This is a genomic window from Dolichospermum sp. FACHB-1091, assembly GCF_014697585.1.
In the GTDB taxonomy this organism is placed as follows: domain Bacteria; phylum Cyanobacteriota; class Cyanobacteriia; order Cyanobacteriales; family Nostocaceae; genus Dolichospermum.
This window is the reverse complement of record NZ_JACJSB010000005.1, coordinates 148722-170710: the sequence shown is the minus strand read 5'-3', so window position 1 is coordinate 170710 and position 21989 is coordinate 148722. Positions and strand designations below refer to the sequence as shown.

The window sequence follows — 21989 nt, the reverse complement described above, 5'->3', positions numbered from 1 at the left end:
AATATATCTTTGATATATCTTGTGCTTTTTTGACGTTTTTGTGCAAAACTTAGATTAGATCAGGATTAAATATCGCCCATTATTTACTTATGAAGTCTAGGAAATTATTTACAACTATCAAGCCCATTATATCTGGTATTGTCACACTGGAGTTAATATTTTCTCTGACTGCTTGTAGTGATCAACCGCAAACCCCAGGGAGTAAGGTTAATACTCCCCAAGGACAGGTTACTCGCGTGATCTGGAATCGCATTAAAAACCGTGGTCAGCTTGTTTGTGGAATTAGCGGTGAATTACCGGGATTTAGTTTTGTGGGGACTGACGGTAAATATAGCGGTATTGATGTTGATATTTGTCGCGCTGTATCAGCAGCGATATTTGATAATCCGGACGCAGTAGAATACCGTCCCCTTAACGCTAAAGAGCGGTTTACAGCTTTACAAACTGGAGAAGTAGACATTTTGAGTCGCAATACTAGCTGGACCTTTAGCCGGGGGACTGCTCAGGGTTTAGAGTTTGCACCTGTGGTATTTTATGATGGTCAGGCGGTTATGGTTCGCAAAAATAGCAGCATTAAATCTATTAAAGACCTGAAAGACAAAGCTATTTGTGTCCAAACAGGAACGACAACTGAACAGAATTTAGCAGACCAAATGCGAAAACGGGGTTTGACTTATAAACCCGTTGTTTTTGAGGATGTGAATGTTACCTTTGCTACTTATGCAGAAGGACGTTGTGATGCTGTCACCACAGACCGTTCTGGTTTGGTTTCTCGACGAACAACCCTACCGAAACCGGAAGATAACATCATTTTAGATGATGTTCTTTCTTCTGAACCCCTTGCGCCCGCAGTTGCTAAGGGTGATACTCAATGGAGTGATATAGTTAACTGGACTGTTTATGCTTTGATCAAAGGGGAAGAATTGGGGATTAATTCTCAAAATTTAGTAGAGTTTGCAAATAGTAAAGATCCCGATATTAAACGTTTTTTAGGAACAGAAGGAAATTTAGCAGCAGGAATTGGTTTAACAAATGATTTCGCAGCCAGAATTATTAAACACGTTGGTAATTATGGGGAAATTTATGAACGCAATTTGGGAACAAAGACAAAACTAAATCTCCCTCGTGGTCAAAATCAATTAGCGACAAAAGGAGGATTACTCTATTCTCCACCTTTCCGGTAGTATTTTAATACTAAATTCAAATAATGACTAATTCTAAACCTCCTTTATGGCGTGATCATCGTTTTTGGCAAAATGCTATTCAGTTAATTTTTGTATTTCTAGCAGTAGTTATAGTCGTGATATTGTGGAGTAATGTCAGACGGAATTTACAGCAATTAGGAATTCAATTTGGATTTAATTTTCTCAAGCAACAAGCATCTTTTGATATTGGTGAAACTATCGTTAATTATCAACCAACGGATGCTTATAATTATGCTTTATTAGTGGGATTAATTAATTCTTTACGAATTGCAATAATGAGTATATTATTAACTACAATTGTGGGAATTACTGCGGGGATTTCTAGACTATCAGATAATTGGTTAGTCAGGAAAATTAGTTTTGTTTATGTGGAGATTTTTCGGAATACACCATTATTATTACAATTGCTATTTTGGTACTTTGCAATTTTCTTGAGTTTCCCCAAAGCTGAAAATAAAATTTCTGTTTTGGGTTTCGCTAACTTTAGTCAAAATGGCATTGAATTTCCTTGGTTTACCTTGTCTCCAGAGTTTTCTAGTTTGTTATTAGGGTTAACTTTTTACACGGGTGCGTTTATTGCGGAAATTGTGCGGGGGGGAATTAAATCAGTTCCTCAAGGACAATGGGAAGCAGCAAAATCTCTGGGTTTAAAGCCAGGTTTAGCAATGCAATTGGTGATTTTTCCTCAAGCGTTAAGGGTGATTATTCCCCCATTAACTAGTCAATATCTGAGTTTAACAAAAAATTCCAGTTTAGCGATCGCTATCGGTTATCCTGATATTTATTTTGTTGCTTCTACGACTTTTAACCAAACTGGAAAAGCTGTAGAGGTAATGCTGTTAATTATGATTACCTATCTGACGTTGAGTTTGATAATTTCTTTCACCATGAATTTATTTAATCGTTCTGTACAGATTAAGGAAAGATAATATTAACCGCAGTATTCGCAAAGAGCGATAGATTTGCTAAAATTGTCATCATCACAACACCAATTAATCACTATGTACCCCGCCAATTTACAGCAAGAACTCTTACAAGCGATCGCTAATCTTAGTGATCAACAAATCCCACTTGTCTTACAATTTATCTCATCATTGGAAACACCTGTTAACAATTATCCAACTTCGGCTAAAACAGTTTTAGAACGAATGGGTGGTTATCCACAATTCTTACTAGAAGGATCAGGAGATTTGTCAGATAGAGATGTACGCAAAAAAGTAATTGGTGACAGGATTAAAGCAAGACAAACAACCATTTAATCGCATATTTTTACCTTAATTCAACTGACATTTTTATTATGATTACACTAACTTGGTTAAGAGAAAATCTGTTTAATACTTGGTACAATTGTTTATTAACTGTTTTTTGTTCAATTTTTCTATTTTGGCTATTTCAAGGATTTGCAATTTGGTTAATTACTAAGGCACAATGGCAAGTAGTTACAGTTAATTTACATTTATTTTTGGTGGGAAGGTTTCCCCAGAATTTATATTGGCGAATTTGGCTGGTTTTGGGAATATCTACAACTTTAACCTCAATTACTGGGGGTGCATTTACTAAAGAAGCAATATTCACAAAACGCAATTCTCTAATTTTTGGTTTTATTGTTGGGGTTTTATTATTAATTTTACCCTTCCCATTAACTAGTCGTTTGTCTTTATTATTAATTACAGGTTTAATAACTTTAGGTGTGATAATTGGTCAAAAATTTGCTGAAATTATCACACCTTGGCTTTCCCTAATGTGGTTATTATCCTTTCCGATAATTATCTGGTTAATTGGTGGTGGTTTAGGGTTACAACCTGTATCTACAAATTTATGGAATGGTTTATTACTCACCCTATTAATAGCAATAATTAGTATTGTGCTTTCCTTCCCCATAGGAGTTTTACTCGCATTAGGAAGAACAAGTAATTTACCTGTAGTGCGGTGGTTTTCTATTCTTTATATTGAAATTGTCAGAGGATTACCATTAATTGGTATTTTGTTTTTAGCCCAAGTTATGTTACCTTTATTCTTACCAGCAGATTTGCGTTTAGATAGATTATTCAGAAGTATGGTGGGACTAATATTATTTAGTGCAGCATACATGGCCGAAAACGTGCGCGGAGGACTACAATCAATTCCCAGGGGACAAATAGAAGCAGGAAAAGCACTAGGATTAAATACACCCTTATTACTCACATTAGTAATATTACCCCAAGCATTACGGGCAGTTATTCCCGCAATTGTTGGTCAATTTATTGGCTTATTTAAAGATACATCACTTTTATCATTAGTGGGATTAGTGGAATTAACAGGAATGGCACGTTCCATATTAGCCCAACCGCAATTTTTAGGAAGATATGCAGAAGTATATTTATTTATTGGTTTGATTTATTGGCTATTTTGTTATTCAATGTCCTTAGCTGCTAAAAAATTAGAAAAGCAATTAAATAATTAATTTTAATAAAACTCAATAAAACATCTCTTCCTTTGTGACTCTGAGTCCTCTGTGCCTCTGTGGTTGGTTAAAAAAGATTCAAAAAAAGTAAAATATGACAGAAAAAAACCCGATAATAATTGCCGAAAATACCCATAAATGGTATCGTAAATTTCATATTCTCCAAAGAATAAGCTTAACAGTTCTTCCTCTTTTACTCTGAGTCCTCTGTGCCTCTGTGGTTGGTTAAAAAAAATTCAAATTAAAAAAAGAGTAAAATATGACAGAAACAAAACCGATAATAATTGCCGAAAATGTCCATAAATGGTATGGTAAATTTCATGTTCTCCAAGGTGTAAGTTTAAGTGTAGAAAGAGGAGAAGTAGTTGTTTTAATGGGTCCTTCTGGTTCAGGAAAATCAACTTTTATTCGTACATTTAACGCTTTAGAAGCATATCAAAAAGGAATTATTAGTATTGACGGAATTATCCTCAGTCATGATTTAAGAAACATTGAAACAATTCGTCGAGAAGTGGGAATGGTATTTCAGCAATTTAACTTATTCCCCCATTTAACAGTTTTACAAAATATCACCTTAGCGCCAATATATGTCCGCAAAATATCCAAAGTAAAAGCGGAAGAATTAGCAATGCAATTATTAGAAAGGGTAGGAATTTTAGCACAAGCACAAAAATATCCCGGACAATTATCTGGTGGACAACAACAGCGAGTGGCTATAGCGCGTGCATTAGCAATGCAACCTAAGATTATGCTATTTGATGAACCGACATCAGCATTAGATCCAGAAATGGTGAGAGAAGTTTTAGATGTCATGCAAAATCTCGCTAGTGAGGGAATGACAATGGTAGTTGTTACCCATGAAGTGGGATTTGCGCGAGAAGTTGCTGATAGAGTGGTGCTAATGGATAGCGGTTTATTAGTTGAATCTGCTACCCCCGACACTTTTTTTACTAATCCCAAAGAAGAGAGAACTAAGAAATTTTTATCACAAATTCTCTAGGGTGATTCAATTCAGGCTAAATATCTCTGACTTCTTAATTTAATCTCTTGTAAATAATGATAGTTTATCAAAGAAGTCGGGGATCTAAATGCAGGTTTAACGATGTCCAAATATTGGGAAGATTTGATAATGTTCTTTATCTATTTCTGTCCAGCAATTTTCTAGTAATAATTTGGCTGTTTCTTCAAGCCAGATATTGAAGTCTATTTGATAAGTTATGGTCATAGATTTAATTTACCTCTGACTGCAATTATTTGATGACATGATAATCAATAATCAGTCAGTCATTTCATTTAAAGCTATATTAATTATTTCTTCACTAACTCCATGATATTTTAAATTTTCAATAAAAGTAGAAACTCCTTGATTACGACTTTCTAAATAATATAATATAGCTGCGATAGGAGATGGAGGATCAATAGGATAATTTTGTTGTTCATAGACTTCTACTAAAGTCGTTAAAATATCTAATTTCTCATATTCTGGTGTATTAGGTTCAGCATCAAAAATTTGTTCGATTTCTTTTAATGCCTGTTGATGATCTGATTCTGTTCTAATGGGTTTTAAGTTCATAATATCAAGCCTCCTTAAACAATAGTAGCATCTATTTTGTCATATTCTTGATGAGTACCAATAAAGCGAATAAAAATAATGCCAATTTCATAACGAATATGGATAATTAAACGATAATTATTACCTTTAATATTAAAAATTACTCGGTTATTGGCAATAATACTGGCATTAACATAAACTTCTTTAATATCTGATGGACTTTGCCAATTTGCACGGGAAGCATCATCAAACCATGCTTTTAAAGGCTGTTCTGTATCAGGATGTTTTTGCCAATATTCTCTTAGGGTACTCCGAGCAATAATTCTCATTGTGATAATTTTTATTAAACTGAATTGTTGTTTTAGACTCGCTAGGCTAACTGTATATATGGTATCTAAAATTACATTTATAAAAATTGTTTACCCTATCTACAAGTACATTCGTTCTATATTAGGATAATATGACATTCTCAATTTTTCAAGAGGAGTAAATTGTATGTCAAATCATAGCGGAAGTTATATGTTAAATGAAGTGATTACAATTTACAAGACGTGAGCATTGGTTTGATCATTTGGATCAAGAAAAGAAGCAAAATCTGATTGGAGAAATTGTCAAACTAGCTCGTTATGAAGATGATTGTAATCCGGGGGAAATTTTAGAAGGACACACAGACTATTTTAAAATCTGTTATTGCTGTTTGGCGAAAACTCATGATCTGGAATCTGGTCTTTGTGTAAAATGCAGGTGATACTTTGCATATTGTTTAAGGGTTGGTTGGGTTTTCTATTTTAATAGAATCGGATTCAGGCGATATCTTTCGATTTAATACTAATGATTATTATCTGAGATATTTTTTGATATTATCAGGTAGTTTTTCATTTTCTGTTTTTAAATTATTTTTATATCCATATTTAGATGACAGACTTACTAAATCTACCTCAGTCTATATAAGACAGCCAGGGAATAAATTCCCTGTCTAAAAACAAAAGTCGCTTAAAACCGACTCATAAAAAATAATTCTCCTTTGTTCTGCTTGATTGTGAATCGTTGCATTAACTTCTAATACTTTGATACCTAGTTTTCCGGCTATTTGTTTTGGTGTTAACTTTAATGTCCGTAAATTCAGGATTTCTTGTTTTTGTGCTGGTGTCATAATTTACTATTATCTACAAACAACCTATACAAAAATATTAAACCTTAATTAACACCATAGCAAATTTCAAGGTATTTTTAATTTTCAATTCTCCAAAGAAGTCGACAAAATAATTAATTCTCCTTGTTCACCACCTGCGGCTAATAATTGTCCTTGGGAATGCCAAGATAGAGTAGAAAAACCTGCTTCAGTATCGGTAAAAATCTGTGATACTTCCCTATTTTCATCCCATAAACATAACCAACCGTCAGCACCAGCGGAAGCGAGAATCAAGCTTTGGGGTGCAAAAGATATTGCTTGAATAATATCTACATGATTGGTTAATACTTGCGCTTCCCAACCCACAGATTCATCTACGGACTTCTCCCATAGTACTATGCCTTCAACGCTGGAAGCAGCCAAAATTGGCGCACCTGTGGAGTTTTTCAGGTCTGACCAAGCTAGTTGACGAATTTTTCCCGGAAAACCGCGCATTAGCCAAGGATCAGGATTTTCCCATTGTAAAACGGTGAGAGTTCGGTCCATATTTCCAGAGGCTAAATATTCACCATCCCCAGACCAAATTGTTGTTATACTAACGCTAGGTATGGAAAGGATAAATGGTTCTGCATTCCAATCTTGAGTAGACCAAATTTTTACACCTTTATAACCATTAATAGCCAAATATTTGCCATCTTTACGCCAGTCAATTCCTAAAATAGAGGAATCATTAAAGTTGAGGGTGACAACAACTTTTAATGTGTCTGCATCCCAAATTTGCACATAACGTCCTAAACTAAAAGCTAGGCGATTATTGGTATGACTCCATGCTAATTGATCAACCCAAACAGGTGCATTTTCTAAAGTTGTAATTAATTGATTTTCGCACCAAATTTTCACTTTTCCATCTTGTCCGCCAATGGCTAAATATTTACCATCATGGGAAAATGCTAGACAATTTACTGCTTGATTTGTAGCTGTTTGTAAGGTGATTAATTGGTGATTTTCCCATAAAACAATTTCACCAGCAGCAGAACTAGCAGCCAGTATTTCTCCTTGAGAAGACCAAGCTAAAGCGGTGACATAATCTGTAAGTTTTGTGGAATAGTGTTGAGTAAATTCTGGAGATTTGCTGGTTGTTAGGTTCATATTTGTTATCTTTTATTGATCAGAAATACTAAGCAACTAGAAGTCGCTACTACACAATTAAAGTCTACCTGCGTGGACTAAGTTTACTAGATTTTTAACCCACGCAGGTGGGTTTTATCTGTATAGCTGTGAATTTTATTTACCTAACTTATACAGGCAAAGAAATCTTTTTTTAACTGCACTTCATCTAAATTTCTCCCAATAAATACAAGTTCATTTTTACGAGGTTCATTTGCTTTCCAAGGTCTATCTACTTTACCTTCAAATATCATGTGTACTCCCTGAAAAACAAAGCGGTTATCTTCATTTTCAATATTCAAAATTCCCTTCATTCTGAAAATGTCTGTTCCTTGATTTCTGAGTAATTCTGATAGCCAAGCATTTAATTTTTCACCGTTGATAGTCCCTGGTGATACTATAGCAACTGAATAAACACTTTCATCATGAACATGAGCATCTTCTCCTAAGAAATTAGGATCAATTTCTAAAGCATGATCTAAATCAAATGCTTTTACTCCTAATAAAGCTGACATTGCTAATTGAGAATTATGAGTGCGGTAAATTTTTGCCATTGCATTCATTGACCGAATCCGGGTTTCTAATTCATCTAAAACTTCTGCTGTAACTAAATCGGTTTTATTCAATAAAATCACATCAGCAAAAGCAATTTGTTCCTGGGCTTCGTCTGCTTCCCAATGTTGCCAAATATGCTTGGAATCAACAACTGTAACCACTGCATCTAATGACAATTGACTTTGTAAATCTTCGTCTACAAAAAAGGTTTGAATTACAGGTGCAGGATCAGCTAATCCAGTGGTTTCAATTACTAAATGATCAAACTTATCTCGGCGTTTCATCAAGTTGCCAATAATGCGAATTAAATCACCTCTAACTGTACAACAAATACAGCCATTATTCATTTCAAATATTTCTTCATCCGCATCAATTACCAATTGATTATCAATACCGACTTCTCCAAATTCATTGACAATAACTGCGACTTTTTTACCATGTTCGTAGGTAAGAATGTGGTTTAATAAGGTGGTTTTACCAGCACCTAAATAGCCAGTTAAAACGGTTACTGGTATTGAACTGAATGTTTCTGAATTAATCATAATGTCAAAGCAACTTTGATAATCTTGCCTATCATAACCGATTTAAAAATGGTAGTATAAACTGAAAAACCTCCGCTGGAAATTCTTCATGAAGTCCTAAAGAACCCGGAACTACCACACTCTCTATTTTTGGTAACGCTGCTAATGCGTCCATTTCCTGACGTGATTTTGTCGGACTAGATGCGCCAATAACCGCCATAATTGGTACAGACAAAGATTGAGCTAGAGAAAGAAATTCTGATTGAGTGTAGAAGGTGTCAATATTACCTGTGACAAAAGCCGCTGAAGCAAATCTCGCTCCTGTTTTTTGGGTAGTTTGCCATTTATTGGCGATAAAATTGGGTGTAAGTTTGTCAGCATTACTAAAAACGTGACGAGTATACATCCATTTTAAAAAAGATCGTGCTGTATTGAGCTTATACAGGAATTGTCCAATAATGGGCAGTCTGATAATTGTCCGTACCATAGCCGCTATTTCCTGACTTGCACCCATTGTTGGCAAAGGTCCACGCCAAGTTGGAGCTATTAATACAATTTTGTTAAGTATTTGCGGTTCTTTAAAGGCTAGTTCGAGAATATAACCAGTAGCATGACCGGCAGCAATTACGGAAACTGTCCTATTAAATACAGATTTGACAAAATCCGCCAAAAATTGCTGATATATGACTGGTCTGTAATCTAAACCGAGTCGGGAAGAGTCACCAAACCCAGGCCAGTCTATGACTGTGACTTGAAAATGGGGTGCGAGTAATCTCGCTAATTCTGCCATTTCTGCCCTGGTAGAAACGCTGCTAAAGGCTGGTAATAATAGAATGGGTGAACCTTGGCCAAGGGTTTCATATACTATTCGTAATTCCTGATTTTCCCATTGCCAAGGATATTCCTGTACTTTACCACCAAATGCAGCAGCGGGATTTGTTAATAAATTAGTAGACATCTGATTAAGTTCACAATTAGAAAGAATTTACTTATTTCCTCATCTCTAACTTTCTAACTTACATTCTAAAGCTTTTTTTTGCATAGTTTTAAAAATGTTGTAAAAGCCATTAGCACGAGAAGGCGTTAAGCTAACATTTAAGCCAGTTTCTTGAATAAAATCGGGAGTAAGTTGGACTATTTCTGTGGGTGTTGATCCATTTAATCCTTCTATCAATAATGCTAATAATCCTTTGGTTAATTGGGAATCAGAATCACCCTGAAATATTACTTTATCGTCTGCTAAAGATGCGGTGACATATACTTGAGAAACACAACCGGGAACTTTGTTTTCTGGGAGTTTGTCAATTTCAGGAAACTCTTGCAGTTTTTGAGCGTACCATATTAACTGTTCATAGCGTCTTTTGGGTTCTGTAGCCCGTTGAAAGCGTTCGACAATTTTTTTCAGCGCAGGTGGTAAGGAATTAATAGTTGAGGACATGATCAATTTCAGGAAGTAATTACTTTTATCTTACCAATTATCAGCCCTTCCAGATACCATAAGTATGATAAAACACTAAAACTGGCTATTCAGTAGCATGATTGTTTCTATTGTGAATTGCAAACAAATGTTAAATTTTACTACAAAGTAAGCAATGATATAGATTTTTATTACCGAATATTTAGATGATATTGTTAAGTATCCCCAAATATCAGGAGTAAATTTAGATGTTAACTTCAACCTTGTTGGCTACAGCTACAACAACGTTAGAATGGAGTCCTAATATTGGCATCATTATGATTGTAGCCAATATTTTTGCGATCGCTGTGGGCAAATTTACCATTCAGCAGCCTAACGCTAAACCAGAATTACCAGCGCCTCAATTTTTCGGTGGTTTTGGTTTACCCGCTGTACTAGCAACTGCTTCTTTTGGACATATCTTGGGAGCAGGTATTATTTTAGGATTACACTACATTGGTAAAATCTAAATTTTGCTAACTGGAAATTAGAGAGAGGAAAATATATTCCTTCTCTCTTTTTCTCAGAATAATAAAAGAGAAAGGAAGTGCCAGGTTTTTAGATGGTAAGGTCTTAAAGGTCAGCATTTTTACTGTGACTATGGGAAAATTTGTTTTCGACAAATAACCCTGGCTCTTCCCTGTCCTCACAGGTAACTTTTATGGCGTAGACACAAAAGTTACCGGGAAAACCTACTTAATAAATAATAAATTTTCACCTAAACCTACTTATACAGAATTTTGTTTAAAAAATAGGCGTTGCTGAATTGGGGTATGAAATTGAAAAATCAAAAAAATGAAACTCTTACCCTCTGAGACTGGAGGGCCTCTGCGTGAAATAAAATCATACTCTTAATCAGCAACGCCAAAAAATAAAATGGGAGAATAAGGATTCTGTCCAGAAACTAAAGAGGAGAAATTGTCGTCATAGACATTTTAGGCTGAACATATATGAGTCCGAACCTGCAAAAGTAAATAAAACTCACCCAGTCAATTGGAACTTACCGGATAAATCCGTAGACTAGTTCAGAGCAATATCTTTCTCAAAATCCCTAGTTACAACCAAGATAAAGCCTATGACCTTAGCAAATAGATATTGGGTGTTGTCACTTATACTGTTATTCGGAAGCATTGCTCCCACTCATGCAGAGTCTGCACCTGTAAATCCGAAGGTGCTACATATAATTAATCGCTTGAGCTTTGGTCCTAGACCAGGAGACATAAAAAAAGTAGACTCTATAGGGGTAGAGGGTTATATTAAACAACAACTCTCCCCTGACTTTATTCCTGAACCGGAAAGTTTGACTAGTCAACTTTCACAACTGGAAACTTTAGGTTTCAACCCAGTACAGCTGAGGGAATATGCTGAGATTATCCCGCCAGGGGTAACATCAGATCGGGAAAAAAAGCAAGCTTTAAGGAAGCAAACTCTTCAAATCTTCAATGAAACAATTAAATCCAGATTATTAAGGGCCACTAGTAGTAACCGACAACTTCAAGAAGTGATGGTGGACTTTTGGTATAACCATTTTAACGTAGATGGATCTCAAGGACAAACTCAGATGTGGGTAGGTGCTTATGAGCAAGAGGCGATTCGCCCTTATACTCTGGGACGTTTCCGAAATTTATTGGGAGCAACAGCACATCACCCAGCCATGCTACTTTACCTGGATAATTCAAAAAATAAAGTTATTAATCGTCCAGGTGTTAACAGTAAAGTCACTGGTTTAAACGAAAATTATGCCCGTGAGTTAATGGAACTGCACACCTTGGGAGTAGATGGTGGTTATACTCAAAAAGATGTGATTGCCTTAGCACGTATTTTAAGTGGTTGGGGCATAGTTACTCGTCAAAATCAAAATCAAAATGATGGTTCTGGATTTGAATTTAACCCCAAGCATCATGATTTTGGTGATAAGGTTTTTTTAGGACACCTAATTAAAGGAAGGGGTGAAGCTGAGGGAGAAGAAGCTTTAGATATTTTGGCTCGGAGTCCGGCTACTGCTCATTATATTAGTTATAAGTTAGCACAGTATTTTGTCGCCGATAATCCCCCAAAACCTTTAGTAGAAAAACTGACTCGGCGATATCTTGCTACTAATGGCTATATTCGTGAGGTACTGAATACCCTGTTTCAAAGTTCGGAATTTTGGGATGAGAAAAACTTTAACAACAAGTTTAAAACACCCTATCAATACGGAATTTCCTTGGTACGGGCGACGGGGATGGAACTCAATAATACTAAACCAATTATAGAATTGTTCGAGCAGTTAGCCATGCCTCTCTATGGATGTCCGACTCCAGACGGTTACAAAAATACCAAGGAGGCTTGGTTAAATCCCGATGCTATAATTCGTCGCCTGAGTTTTGCCACAGCCATTGCCAATGGTAGTTTAAGTATATCCAGCCTGCCGCCGCAACAAAACCTAGAGCAGTTAAAAGAACAAGAGGCCAAAAAAGCTATTCCATTTGTCGATCATGGTAATTTAACCATCTTTAGCCCAACAGGACAAATGAAACCAATTACAAGCAAAGCTTCCCAACCGATAAAAGCCAATCAGTCTATAGCTGTAGACTATGAGCAACTCATCAATACATTGAGTAATTCTTTTTCTCCTCAAACCGAAAAAGCGATCGCTATAAGTTCCCCAGAAATTCGTAGCGGCTTAATTTTAGGTAGTCCAGAATTTATGCGGCGTTAATAAAAAACAACTTATTTCCATATATGAAAAGACGTGATTTTCTCCTCCAAGGCGGACTTTTTTCTACTTCACTCATTACCACTATTGGTAGTAATGCTTGGGTAGCACAATCCGCTACCCCCAATAACAACCCAAAACGCCTGATTATCATCTTTCTGAGAGGAGCAGTAGATGGTTTAAATATCGTTGTTCCCTATTTAGAAACAGCCTACTATCAAGTCAGACCCCAAATAGCAATTCCCCAACCAGGTAAAGAAGGGGGAGTGATAGATTTAGATGGTCGCTTCGGATTACATCCCGTACTATCCCCTTTAATGCCCTTTTGGCAACAGGGTAATCTAGCATTTGTCCATGCTTGCGGTTCACCAAACCCCACTCGGTCCCATTTTGATGCTCAAAAATATATGGAAAGTGGAACTCCGGGTAACAAAGGGACTAAAGATGGTTGGATGAATCGTTTACTAGCTGTAATATCTAAAAAAACGCCCGTACAAGCAGTAACAGTGGGACAAAACACACCCTGGATTTTGTATGGTCAGATGCCAATAGCCAATTTATTAGCAGGGGGAAATCCTAAAAAACGCTTACTGATAGATCGTCCCCAAGTAGCAAAAGCATTTGACCAACTCTACAGTGGAAAAGATAACCTCAGTCAAACTTATCGTCAAGGGAGAATGGCGCGTGAAGCTATCATGAAAGACTTGGATAATGAAATGAAAATGGCCAATAATGGAGCGCCTTTACCTGGTGGTTTTGCTAGGGATGCTAATAACCTGGCACAATTAATGGTCAAAGACCCCAGAATTGAGTTGGGATTTATGGCTTTGGGGGGTTGGGATACCCATACCGACCAAGGTAGCAGTCAAGGAAAATTAGCTCAGAATTTGGGCAAATTGGGAACAGGTTTAGCCGCTTTAGCTCAAGGTTTAGGGACAGTTTATCAAAATACGACTATTGTGGTTATGTCTGAATTTGGCCGCACAGTCCAGCAAAATAATGATGGAGGTACAGATCACGGACATGGTAATGTCTTCTGGGTGTTGGGTGGTAAAATCCGAGGTGGCAAAGTTTATGGAGAATGGCCTGGTTTATCACCATCTCAACTTTACCAAAAGCGAGATTTAGCGATCACTACTGATTTCCGTGATGTGATTTCTGCTTTGTTACAAGGTCATCTTAATTTAAATCCCAGTCAAATCAATCAAATCCTACCAAATTACACCCCTACTCAAAAAGTAGCGTTGCTAAGTTAGTGTAGAAAAGAGAGATTTTCAACCCCCCCACTCCCTCCCGGTGAATGGAGGTTAGGTTTTGTGGGTTTCGTGGTGACAACTATTTTCAAGTAAATAGACCACAAACCCAATAAAATCCTTAGGACATTAATAGGTTTTCAGGGTTTTGAGGTATTGCTATTTTTGAGATATTAAAATATCAGATCCAATTAGAGCAAGGGTTTTATCTATATTTTTTCAAAATGTCATCAAGGGAGTGGTAGGTTCAATTTTATTACTTATCTGGAATATGTTGTCGATGTTCATTCACAACATATAAGAAAATAAAAGATAGTGGAACTAACCAAATTCCAAATAAGCCCACCGCACTATCATAGCCTACCGTTACAGTTACTGGCATCATAGTAAGAATATAAGAATATACGGAATAAACTTTTTTGTCATGCAAGCAATATAATATACCATCAATTTGTATTGTGTTAATAACAAATAATGCAGTAATTAATGGAGAAAGCAATCCTCCCCATCTGCCGTAAGCCATTGCAAAGCCAGAAGCTACAAACATAAAATATCGACCAGCTAATCTGGAAGAGGCAACAGCTTCTATAGGCTCTTCCCCAATATCAATTCCAAATATATCAAGTATTGAAGATAAAAATTTTGTCAAACTATTACCTAATAATTGAAAACCTTCTGTTGATGGAAAGATTTCAAAATATCCAGCGTTTGCCTGTACGGGTACTTCTATAAGTCTCACTATAAATTTAGTAGTAAAATCTTCTTGTGATCTGGAAAGTCCAGTTAAAAAATACATGAACTGGATTGATAAAAAGGCAAATACAAGAGGAATTAATACAACCATCAAAATATTCAAAATATTCTTGAAAGTTAATTTTTTGGAAGTTAATTTTTCCCTAAGTTCTATATTAGAAATAGAACTTGATAATAAAAGCCCTGCGATATAATAAGTTATCCTTGCTTTTCCTAGTGTTGAAAATGCCACCATTCCACCAATAATAACAAAGATAATTGCTCTGCAAAAATTCCCATATTTTTTGGCTTCCCAAAAAATTGATAAATAGTAAATAGAGAAGAAAGGTATTAATGACAAACTAAATGATTTCAGAAAACTCATGACTATAGATTCAGATACAGCGTTTCTATATTCGTATACTAACGCAGAACTATTACTTGCATATAATGCAAATATTATTTTGCCTATTAAGTCATCAGCCACAAAATAGAATATGAATGCAATTAATAATATGATTTCAATAAAATGTATTTTTTTTAAAATTTTTCTTATAGTAACTCTATAATCATTGTTGCTCAAAACAAGGAAAATAAAAATTATTATTATAACAAGTATAGAAACGAATGTAGTAGAGTTAATGCAAATTAAAAACGATGATACCACCAATAATGGTAATAATCTATACAATCTATTCTTCAGAGAAATTTTTATATTAATATTTGATTTTTGGTAAAAAATCCCAATTATAAGTATCCAAGAAGTAATAATCTCATATAAATAAAATTCATCTGTATAATTAACGTAGGGAGGTGAACTATTTGGCTCAAATACGCTAACAAGTATGTATAAAAGAGTTAATATAGTATAAGGAATATATATTAATAACCGTTGGATTTTTAACCAAAAAATAATTGAAATTACTATGCCTAAAATACTTGTCAAAAAAGTAATTTGTTTTAATGCTTCTAATGTATCCATAAAGTTTTTATTAAGTATTTTTTCTTAACTAGTCCCGTGTATTTAGTAGATTAAATCAAGACATCTATTATTTTATTTGGCAATATTTATCTGGTAATTTTTGTTTTTGCTGGTTATTACACTTGCATCTGTTTTGGATCACACAGTTCATAATGGCTACTTAGTTAACAGAGTTAACGTTAAATAAATTAGCATAACAAGTAGCGGCATAAACATTGCTGAACGCTCAAAGTCGCAAAATTTCAAACTAAAAGCTCTATAGGAATGCATTGCAGAATACCATGAATAAAATCCCAAATAACCAGCCAAAGTTCCCACAGGGAAAGCATACACCCCAATTTGCTTAAATAAAACCAGGGCAACGACAAGATAAATAACCCCAGAAACGCCGTTCGCAATATGCCAAATAATATGATTAGTTGTGCTGTAAAGCTGGATGTGCATAGCACCGTAACGTTCAGCAAACATACTCAGACCCATTATACCCCAAAGCAAAGGACTGACAAATTCAACATTACTACCAATTAACCTCAGCAGTGGCGTTGCTAATACTCCCAGCCCAATGAATCCGGCCAGATAAGTCCAGTAAGCTAAAAGCATACCTCGTTTTGCCACATTCACCTGTTGCTCTAAATTTCCCTCAGAACGAAGCTTTGCTAACAGAGGAAGCTTACTATAAAAAGGAGCTTGGGAAAATTGACTGATCGTTTGCATTAGTCGCAACGCCAGTAAATAGGAAGCTACTCCCGAAGCAGTACCAAATTGAGCATAAATAACGCCACTAATCTGGACTAAACCATAGCTCATGAAAAGACCCAACCCACTACGCCAAGCACTAGGCCATACAGCTTCAAAAACTATGGGATCAATTTCTTTATGGGTAAATTGCTGAAAACGACCACTTTCAATTTTTGCACACAGCCAACGGTTACGGAAAATATTAAACACTAACCAGCCCTGGTTAGCAATTACTAACCCTAGCAAACCACCACCTAGCAACAAAACTATAAAACTGGTTCCGATTGCACCCAATGATGTTAGTATTTCCCAGCGACGTAAAAGAGCAATTTGATTTACTCCCTGAAGATAAGAACTATAAGTGTTTCCTAAAAGTGTAACAGTTGAAGCTAGTAAAATTATACTCCAAGCTATCCAGCCAGAAGTTATGTCACCTATTGTAGAAATTGGTTTCCATAAAGCATAAGTACCTAAAGTTGCTAATAAAAAAATTGAGATAACTGTCAAACGTAAGTATACTGCCTCCATGGTGGAGCAAATTTTCTCTATAGTCTCCCAATTAGGCTCGCTTAGACTAGGTGACTGTCTAATAGTACGAAGGTCTTTGAGATCAAATGTATTTAAGCCGCCCATCCCATAGGCAATCACCCTTGAGAAAGTTGGGCTAAACCCCACATCAGCCAGCAGCTGTAACCCGATGATTGTGCTGAAAAGATACCACAAGGCAATTTCTGCTGTCTTGAGTCGGGTAAGAATTAATGGTAAAACTATCACCAAGGATAGAGAGCGTGTTAAAAAACTGCCCCATGTCATTAAGGTGGGAGAGTTCCAAACTCGGTGAATGGACTTTTTAAATTCTGTTTCTAGAATGGTCAATTTTGCCATGCTTGGTGATGCTAAGGACTTATTAGAAATAATCAAACAGGATCATGCAACCTGATCCCAATTCCTCCATCCACACTCAAAGACGCACCAGTAATAAAACTTGCTTCTTGTGACACCAAAAATAAGGCTACACTAGCAATTTCCTCTGGTTGGGCAATCCTTCCCAAGGGGTGCATATTTGATAATTGCTGAAACTCTTCCTCCTTCCCTTCAAATCCAGCCAATAACATCGGTGTAGCAGTCTCGCTAGGGTATTGTGTTGAACGCATTGTTAGCTTTTAGCTTTCAATTCCAAGACATAGAATACTTGGGAGTTTAGGAAACCTCTCATTGCGGTAAGTGGGGAAAAACACTTTCTTTTGATTTCATACCCAGAAGAGGTAATAATATTTTCAAGGTTATGATAATCAAAGCCGACATGAGATGAGATATAAGCCTTCTGTCCTCTGTCAACCTTCATGCGAAAAAACGACTTTATTATGTTAAGTACAGTAGCATTTGGATGCGCTTGACGAAGATAATATCTGGCAATATTTTTTAGTAATCCTGATAATCCAATTTCTATTGGTACGGATATCACTAACCTTCCCCCATTTTTAAGGATGCGCTTTATCTGGGCTAGTATCAAACGCTGGTTATTTTCTGTCATGTGCTCAAGAACCTCAAGGCAACACACCTTATCAAATCGTTTGGCTTCAATGTTATCTAACTCGTTGGTTATTTCTACATTTTTATTATCAATGAATTCCTTGAGTTGCTTGTACTGGTGTTCTATTGGCTCGTAACCAATAATGCTCCGTGGGTTTTTAGAAAGTAGTTTATTAAGCATAAAGCCGTCTCCGGTACCGAAGTCCAAAATATCGTCGTTACCTTCAATGACCAACAACTTTAGGGCAATATCAAAGCGCTTTTGGTGACTAAATCTTTTTAGTCGCGAAGGGTTTTCAGTTGTGAGGTTTACATATGACATAAAGATCTATCCAAATGTGAGTAAAAGCCAACGGTTTAACAGACAATAGAATAGTATCAACTCAATGGGACATCCGCAATATACTCACTGATAGATGGCTCTTGAATTGCAAATAGTACTTAAGGGTACCTCTATGTAATTGCTTTTTGAGTAGAAAAATAGGGCTAGAAGTACTGATCTCTCGTTGCTCATTTTCGGAAAATTTGACTTTTTATAGGTGCCCTTAAGTGATCTAAGGTTACTCCCGCTTAAAAGTCTAATCGAATTTAAAAAAAATGGCATATTTTTATTTAAATATTTCAGATGAAAGTCTTCGATTAGAGAGGATCATGAAGTCGAACTCCAATTCCCCCATCCACACTCAAAGACGCACCAGTAATAAAACTTGCTTCTTGTGACACCAAAAATAAGGCTACACTAGCAATTTCCTCTGGTTGGGCAATCCTTCCCAAGGGGTGCATATTTGATAATTGCTGAAACTCTTCCTCCTTCCCTTCAAATCCAGCCAATAACATCGGTGTAGCAGTCGCGCCAGGGCAGATTGCATTAATCCGCAGGTCAGCCCCCAAATCTACTGCCATAGCCTTTGTCATCCCCACTAAAGCACTTTTGCTCGTGGCATAACAAACAAATCCTGGCTTTGTATTTATAGCATGAACGCTAGAAATATTAACTACCGAACCCTTGGCTTTTTTCAATTCTGGTAACAAACCCTGAATTAACAAAAAAGGCGCAATCAAATTTGTATCTAAAGTCCGTCGCCATTGTTCTACTTGGATTTCTTCTGTCTTACCCAATATTTGAACAGCAGCATTATTGACTAAAGCAAATAGACCTTGCTCATCCACATATCTACGCACCTGAGCAAAAATATTGGCGCCATACTCTGGATCAATACACAGTGTTTCAATATTAGCTTGGATGAAAACACCACAAGCACAATCCCCCGCAACTTGATCTGAGGCTATCACGAAATAGCCGGCATCTACAAACATTCTACATAAAGCCTTACCAATCCCACCATTGGCTCCTGTAATAAGGACACTTTTTGGCATCAGTTTACACCCAAAAGGTCAAATAGTTTGTTTTCCAACATATACAATCTCCATTGCGACATTAGTTCAAAAGGTAAAACCTGGGTCTGACACATCTTTAAGTAAGAGTTCTCGGTATTATGTTTTAAAGATATGAACTACCCCATCTTAGGCATTGTACAAATCTTTATGAAGTTTGCGGTGGTAGTGCAACATTTCATTAACTTGCCTATTGGGATATAGTCTGAAGGAAGCATTTAGCCGTGTTTCCGCTGGTGAATCACCATTATAAACACTAAAAGAATACAGGGGTTTTCGCTCGAGGTACATCCTAAGCCCCCTCCTCGCACCCCCCTCAATCCCCCCGCTGCGGGGGGAAGAAAAGGATAAACTTTTGATATTGGAGGGGGTTGGGGGTGGGGTTCTTGTACCTCATAACATCGGGAAGTGCTGTATATAAGATCTCATGAAATGCCGACAATCTAACATTTTGTCAAAAATTCAACTGTCCTCAAAATTCTTTTACTTGCAGCAAAAAACATTTTAAGAAGGTTTCGGTTTTGACTTGCTTACATCCCCATCATAAAAGTACATTGAGGGTGGGGAATTACGCAAAATTGTTAATTAAAGGAAGATTCTATTAGATATTTTAGTTTGCTAAGAGCCTTTGGCATATTTGAGATATATGAAATCCAAGATTTTTGCTTGATTAGATTATCAGAACCTTTAGGTTTATAAATTGACTTAATCAAATCTATCAGTTTTAACTCTTCTTGAGATCTAGGAGTCTCGCGTAAAAAAAGGTAATCTGCTTGAGAGGCAAAAGAGTTTTGATATCCAGTCCATCCAGCAACATAAAAACCTAACTCAGCTAAATAACTTTTAACTTCTTCTTCAGTAACTAGATTTTGATAAAGAGGATAACGGAATAACTCTAGCTCTAGACCAATACAATCATTTTCAAGATACTTTTTCGCTCCTTCTAATACAAAAAACTCTCCGCTTTGAGTATCACTTTTCAAAAAATGGAAAGGGATATTCTTTCCCAGAAATTTATTAAGTTCACCTAGAATAGTATCTAGTTTCTTTACAGGACATAAAAACTCTTTAGTAATTTGTGATCTCTCTAACCACGTATTATTTAATGTTGGATTTCCCTCTGAACTAATTATTTCAAAATTTTCTTTGACCCAATTATAATTTTGCTTCAGCAGGGAAGATCCAACCCCATCACGTCCCGATACGTAAAAGGGAGCCTCTCCATCAAAATTCCAAACAGCACAGTCATATTTTAGATTTTTTCCATTAATAATTGAAGTCTCATTCGGTTCAAAACTCAGGCTCCAATCAATAGAGTCGGTATGATTTTTCCAAGGAATATCAAACCCACCAACAGAACCGATATCAATAATGTTGATTTTTGGATTAGCCATAACTTCAATAAAGTAAACGAGAACTATTCTAATCTAATTAAGGCAGTTTCTTTGTTTCTTAAAGAAACTTAACTTAGAGGATGTTTGAAAAGTTTTTAATGTATAAATCAACCCCTCTGGTAAACCTCTCAAGTATTAAATGTTATTCCTTTTCCCTCTCCTAAGAGGAGAGGGTTAGGGAGAGGTGCGGGGAGAGGCTTTGAAACCCCCATTCCCTCGGTAGGGAAGGGAAGGGGGGAAGGAGGGTTAGGTTTCTGGACATCATCGGTTTCATATAATACTTTTTAAACAACCTCTTCTCTTATGCTCCCAAAAAATTGAATAATAATTGAATTGCTCTCTCACTAGCACGATGCACTGCATCCACAGTATTTGAGGCATTGTGAGAGCCAAAAATACACTGTTCAAATTGTCGTAGCGGTGATTCTTCCGGCAATGGTTCGACTTCAAAAACATCCAATGCTACTGAATATACCTGTCCCGATGCCAAAGCCTCAGCTAAAGCTACTTCATCAATTAATGGTCCGCGTGCTACATTAACAATCCGCAGCCCTCTTTTTGCTAAAGCTAAAGTTTCCTTATTTAATATATGCCAATTATCTGGAGTTAGGGCGCAAGTCAAGACAATAAAATCAGCCTCATCTAAGCGGTTAGGCCACTGGGCCGATTCAACAGTTTCTAATCCCGCTGCTGGTTGAAAATAAGGATCATAAGCAATAACTCGCATATCAGCAGCTAATAACCGTTTGGCTGTATTTCTGCCAATGTCACCAAACCCTAGTAAAGCTACTGTTTTTTCGGACAGAGATATACCAGAAGGCTTCAACCATTTTCCCAGTCTCACACCCCTGTCAATGAAGAACGTTTGTCTTGCTAACCCAATAACGTAACCCACTGCAATATCTGCTACTTCAGTGCCGAACATTCGGGGAGTATTGGCAATGGGAATCTCCAATTCCTTAGCAGCTACAAAATCCACATTATCTACACCAACGCCCCATTTCACTGCCGCTTTCAGTTTACCCAACTTACCAGCCATAAATACTTCTTTGGTTGCTGGATCATCACCAATTATCCAGCCATCATACTGGGGAACTAAAGATTTCAGTTCTTCTACTGATAGAGTTTGGACAACATGAGGGCAATCAACTTCAATTCCCTTGGCACTAAACACGGGTTTGAATGTGTCAATCAAACCAATCATTGGTGGGCAAGTAACTAGCACTTTCATAA

General features: G+C 36.4%; 23 protein-coding genes and 1 pseudogene. 9 read left to right on the top strand and 15 right to left on the bottom strand.

What is annotated here, in order from left to right; genetic code table 11:
- The first annotated feature begins 89 nt into the window (after positions 1-89).
- The 6 genes and pseudogenes from H6G25_RS05195 to H6G25_RS05175 all read left to right on the top strand — a co-directional run bounded on the left by H6G25_RS05195 (position 90) and on the right by H6G25_RS05175 (position 4648).
- On the top strand, positions 90-1184 hold the full coding sequence (locus tag H6G25_RS05195) for an amino acid ABC transporter substrate-binding protein (RefSeq protein WP_190391554.1): 1095 nt from the start codon (positions 90-92) through the stop codon (positions 1182-1184).
- A gap of 23 nt (positions 1185-1207) precedes the next feature.
- Positions 1208-2134, top strand: a complete 927-nt coding sequence (locus H6G25_RS05190) for an ABC transporter permease subunit (RefSeq protein ID WP_190391553.1) — start codon at positions 1208-1210, stop codon at positions 2132-2134.
- 72 nt (positions 2135-2206) lie between these two features.
- Positions 2207-2464 carry a hypothetical protein gene (locus tag H6G25_RS05185; RefSeq protein WP_199319662.1) on the top strand — a complete coding sequence of 86 codons (258 nt, stop codon included), beginning with the start codon at positions 2207-2209 and terminating at the stop codon, positions 2462-2464.
- A gap of 38 nt (positions 2465-2502) precedes the next feature.
- Complete coding sequence (locus H6G25_RS05180; RefSeq protein ID WP_190391552.1) at positions 2503-3648, top strand: amino acid ABC transporter permease; 1146 nt, start codon at positions 2503-2505, stop codon at positions 3646-3648.
- 94 nt (positions 3649-3742) lie between these two features.
- Positions 3743-3832, top strand: a pseudogene (locus H6G25_RS21060) (amino acid ABC transporter ATP-binding protein); the annotation flags it as partial.
- 75 nt (positions 3833-3907) lie between these two features.
- Positions 3908-4648 (top strand): amino acid ABC transporter ATP-binding protein, encoded by a 741-nt coding sequence (locus H6G25_RS05175; RefSeq protein ID WP_190391551.1) that lies wholly within the window; start codon positions 3908-3910, stop codon positions 4646-4648.
- Between the two features lie 96 nt (positions 4649-4744).
- On the opposite strand, the gene H6G25_RS21055 is transcribed toward H6G25_RS05175, so the two are convergent.
- The 8 genes from H6G25_RS21055 to H6G25_RS05140 form a co-directional block, all read right to left on the bottom strand.
- Positions 4745-4873 carry a DUF29 domain-containing protein gene (locus tag H6G25_RS21055; protein WP_231395382.1) on the bottom strand — a complete coding sequence of 43 codons (129 nt, stop codon included), beginning with the start codon at positions 4871-4873 and terminating at the stop codon, positions 4745-4747.
- A 51-nt stretch (positions 4874-4924) separates the two neighbouring features.
- Positions 4925-5221 carry a transcriptional regulator gene (locus H6G25_RS05170; RefSeq protein ID WP_190391550.1) on the bottom strand — a complete coding sequence of 99 codons (297 nt, stop codon included), beginning with the start codon at positions 5219-5221 and terminating at the stop codon, positions 4925-4927.
- Between the two features lie 14 nt (positions 5222-5235).
- Positions 5236-5529, bottom strand: coding sequence for a type II toxin-antitoxin system HigB family toxin (locus H6G25_RS05165; protein ID WP_190391549.1), 294 nt, complete (start codon positions 5527-5529; stop codon positions 5236-5238).
- A gap of 647 nt (positions 5530-6176) precedes the next feature.
- Positions 6177-6353: a hypothetical protein gene (locus tag H6G25_RS05160; RefSeq protein ID WP_242034887.1), complete on the bottom strand. Its 177-nt coding sequence runs from the start codon at positions 6351-6353 to the stop codon at positions 6177-6179.
- Positions 6354-6437: 84 nt separating this feature from the next.
- A complete protein-coding gene (locus tag H6G25_RS05155; protein ID WP_190391548.1) occupies positions 6438-7481 on the bottom strand; it encodes a hypothetical protein in 1044 nt (347 codons plus the stop codon).
- Positions 7482-7624: 143 nt separating this feature from the next.
- On the bottom strand, positions 7625-8596 hold the full coding sequence (locus tag H6G25_RS05150; RefSeq protein ID WP_190391547.1) for a GTP-binding protein: 972 nt from the start codon (positions 8594-8596) through the stop codon (positions 7625-7627).
- Positions 8597-8627: 31 nt separating this feature from the next.
- Entirely contained in the window at positions 8628-9533 is a 906-nt protein-coding gene (locus H6G25_RS05145) for an alpha/beta hydrolase (RefSeq protein ID WP_190391546.1), read from the bottom strand.
- A 45-nt stretch (positions 9534-9578) separates the two neighbouring features.
- Positions 9579-10013 (bottom strand): SufE family protein, encoded by a 435-nt coding sequence (locus tag H6G25_RS05140; RefSeq protein WP_190391545.1) that lies wholly within the window; start codon positions 10011-10013, stop codon positions 9579-9581.
- A 227-nt stretch (positions 10014-10240) separates the two neighbouring features.
- Between H6G25_RS05140 and psaK the strand changes: the two genes are divergently transcribed.
- The 3 genes from psaK (at position 10241) to H6G25_RS05125 (ending at position 13985) form a co-directional block, all read left to right on the top strand.
- Complete coding sequence (gene psaK, locus H6G25_RS05135; protein ID WP_028083052.1) at positions 10241-10501, top strand: photosystem I reaction center subunit PsaK; 261 nt, start codon at positions 10241-10243, stop codon at positions 10499-10501.
- Between the two features lie 605 nt (positions 10502-11106).
- Entirely contained in the window at positions 11107-12732 is a 1626-nt protein-coding gene (locus tag H6G25_RS05130) for a DUF1800 domain-containing protein (protein WP_190391544.1), read from the top strand.
- A gap of 23 nt (positions 12733-12755) precedes the next feature.
- Complete coding sequence (locus tag H6G25_RS05125) at positions 12756-13985, top strand: DUF1501 domain-containing protein (RefSeq protein WP_190391543.1); 1230 nt, start codon at positions 12756-12758, stop codon at positions 13983-13985.
- A 253-nt stretch (positions 13986-14238) separates the two neighbouring features.
- Here H6G25_RS05125 and H6G25_RS05120 read toward each other — a convergent pair whose 3' ends face one another.
- From H6G25_RS05120 to H6G25_RS05090, 7 genes are all read right to left on the bottom strand, one after another.
- Positions 14239-15696: a hypothetical protein gene (locus tag H6G25_RS05120; RefSeq protein WP_190391542.1), complete on the bottom strand. Its 1458-nt coding sequence runs from the start codon at positions 15694-15696 to the stop codon at positions 14239-14241.
- A 156-nt stretch (positions 15697-15852) separates the two neighbouring features.
- Entirely contained in the window at positions 15853-17319 is a 1467-nt protein-coding gene (locus H6G25_RS05115) for a hypothetical protein (RefSeq protein ID WP_190391541.1), read from the bottom strand.
- A 32-nt stretch (positions 17320-17351) separates the two neighbouring features.
- Positions 17352-17588, bottom strand: a complete 237-nt coding sequence (locus H6G25_RS05110; protein WP_190391540.1) for an SDR family oxidoreductase — start codon at positions 17586-17588, stop codon at positions 17352-17354.
- A gap of 2 nt (positions 17589-17590) precedes the next feature.
- Positions 17591-18289, bottom strand: coding sequence for a class I SAM-dependent methyltransferase (locus tag H6G25_RS05105; protein ID WP_190391539.1), 699 nt, complete (start codon positions 18287-18289; stop codon positions 17591-17593).
- A 317-nt stretch (positions 18290-18606) separates the two neighbouring features.
- The gene (locus H6G25_RS05100; protein WP_190391538.1) at positions 18607-19344 is read right to left on the bottom strand and encodes an SDR family oxidoreductase; all 738 of its coding nucleotides are present in this window, start codon (positions 19342-19344) and stop codon (positions 18607-18609) included.
- A 599-nt stretch (positions 19345-19943) separates the two neighbouring features.
- Positions 19944-20756: an FkbM family methyltransferase gene (locus H6G25_RS05095; RefSeq protein WP_190391537.1), complete on the bottom strand. Its 813-nt coding sequence runs from the start codon at positions 20754-20756 to the stop codon at positions 19944-19946.
- Positions 20757-21057: 301 nt separating this feature from the next.
- On the bottom strand, positions 21058-21987 hold the full coding sequence (locus tag H6G25_RS05090; protein WP_190391536.1) for a phosphoglycerate dehydrogenase: 930 nt from the start codon (positions 21985-21987) through the stop codon (positions 21058-21060).
- Between the last annotated feature and the right edge of the window lie 2 nt (positions 21988-21989).

Excerpts from the sequence above, each read along its gene's own strand:
- H6G25_RS05100 (WP_190391538.1), bottom strand. The coding sequence starts at position 19,344 with ATGCCAAAAAGTGTCCTTATTACAGGAGCCAATGGTGGGATTGGTAAG.
- H6G25_RS05185 (WP_199319662.1), top strand. The coding sequence starts at position 2,207 with ATGTACCCCGCCAATTTACAGCAAGAACTCTTACAAGCGATCGCTAAT.
- H6G25_RS05105 (WP_190391539.1), bottom strand. The coding sequence starts at position 18,289 with ATGTCATATGTAAACCTCACAACTGAAAACCCTTCGCGACTAAAAAGA.
- H6G25_RS05175 (WP_190391551.1), top strand. The coding sequence starts at position 3,908 with ATGACAGAAACAAAACCGATAATAATTGCCGAAAATGTCCATAAATGG.
- H6G25_RS05130 (WP_190391544.1), top strand. The coding sequence starts at position 11,107 with ATGACCTTAGCAAATAGATATTGGGTGTTGTCACTTATACTGTTATTC.
- psaK (WP_028083052.1), top strand. The coding sequence starts at position 10,241 with ATGTTAACTTCAACCTTGTTGGCTACAGCTACAACAACGTTAGAATGG.
- H6G25_RS05190 (WP_190391553.1), top strand. The coding sequence starts at position 1,208 with ATGACTAATTCTAAACCTCCTTTATGGCGTGATCATCGTTTTTGGCAA.
- H6G25_RS05155 (WP_190391548.1), bottom strand. The coding sequence starts at position 7,481 with ATGAACCTAACAACCAGCAAATCTCCAGAATTTACTCAACACTATTCC.
- H6G25_RS05145 (WP_190391546.1), bottom strand. The coding sequence starts at position 9,533 with ATGTCTACTAATTTATTAACAAATCCCGCTGCTGCATTTGGTGGTAAA.
- H6G25_RS21055 (WP_231395382.1), bottom strand. The coding sequence starts at position 4,873 with ATGACCATAACTTATCAAATAGACTTCAATATCTGGCTTGAAGAAACA.
- H6G25_RS05150 (WP_190391547.1), bottom strand. The coding sequence starts at position 8,596 with ATGATTAATTCAGAAACATTCAGTTCAATACCAGTAACCGTTTTAACT.
- H6G25_RS05120 (WP_190391542.1), bottom strand. The coding sequence starts at position 15,696 with ATGGATACATTAGAAGCATTAAAACAAATTACTTTTTTGACAAGTATT.
- H6G25_RS05160 (WP_242034887.1), bottom strand. The coding sequence starts at position 6,353 with ATGACACCAGCACAAAAACAAGAAATCCTGAATTTACGGACATTAAAG.
- H6G25_RS05090 (WP_190391536.1), bottom strand. The coding sequence starts at position 21,987 with ATGAAAGTGCTAGTTACTTGCCCACCAATGATTGGTTTGATTGACACA.
- H6G25_RS05140 (WP_190391545.1), bottom strand. The coding sequence starts at position 10,013 with ATGTCCTCAACTATTAATTCCTTACCACCTGCGCTGAAAAAAATTGTC.
- H6G25_RS05095 (WP_190391537.1), bottom strand. The coding sequence starts at position 20,756 with ATGGCTAATCCAAAAATCAACATTATTGATATCGGTTCTGTTGGTGGG.
- H6G25_RS05170 (WP_190391550.1), bottom strand. The coding sequence starts at position 5,221 with ATGAACTTAAAACCCATTAGAACAGAATCAGATCATCAACAGGCATTA.
- H6G25_RS05165 (WP_190391549.1), bottom strand. The coding sequence starts at position 5,529 with ATGAGAATTATTGCTCGGAGTACCCTAAGAGAATATTGGCAAAAACAT.
- H6G25_RS05180 (WP_190391552.1), top strand. The coding sequence starts at position 2,503 with ATGATTACACTAACTTGGTTAAGAGAAAATCTGTTTAATACTTGGTAC.
- H6G25_RS05125 (WP_190391543.1), top strand. The coding sequence starts at position 12,756 with ATGAAAAGACGTGATTTTCTCCTCCAAGGCGGACTTTTTTCTACTTCA.
- H6G25_RS05195 (WP_190391554.1), top strand. The coding sequence starts at position 90 with ATGAAGTCTAGGAAATTATTTACAACTATCAAGCCCATTATATCTGGT.
- H6G25_RS05110 (WP_190391540.1), bottom strand. The coding sequence starts at position 17,588 with ATGCGTTCAACACAATACCCTAGCGAGACTGCTACACCGATGTTATTG.
- H6G25_RS05115 (WP_190391541.1), bottom strand. The coding sequence starts at position 17,319 with ATGGCAAAATTGACCATTCTAGAAACAGAATTTAAAAAGTCCATTCAC.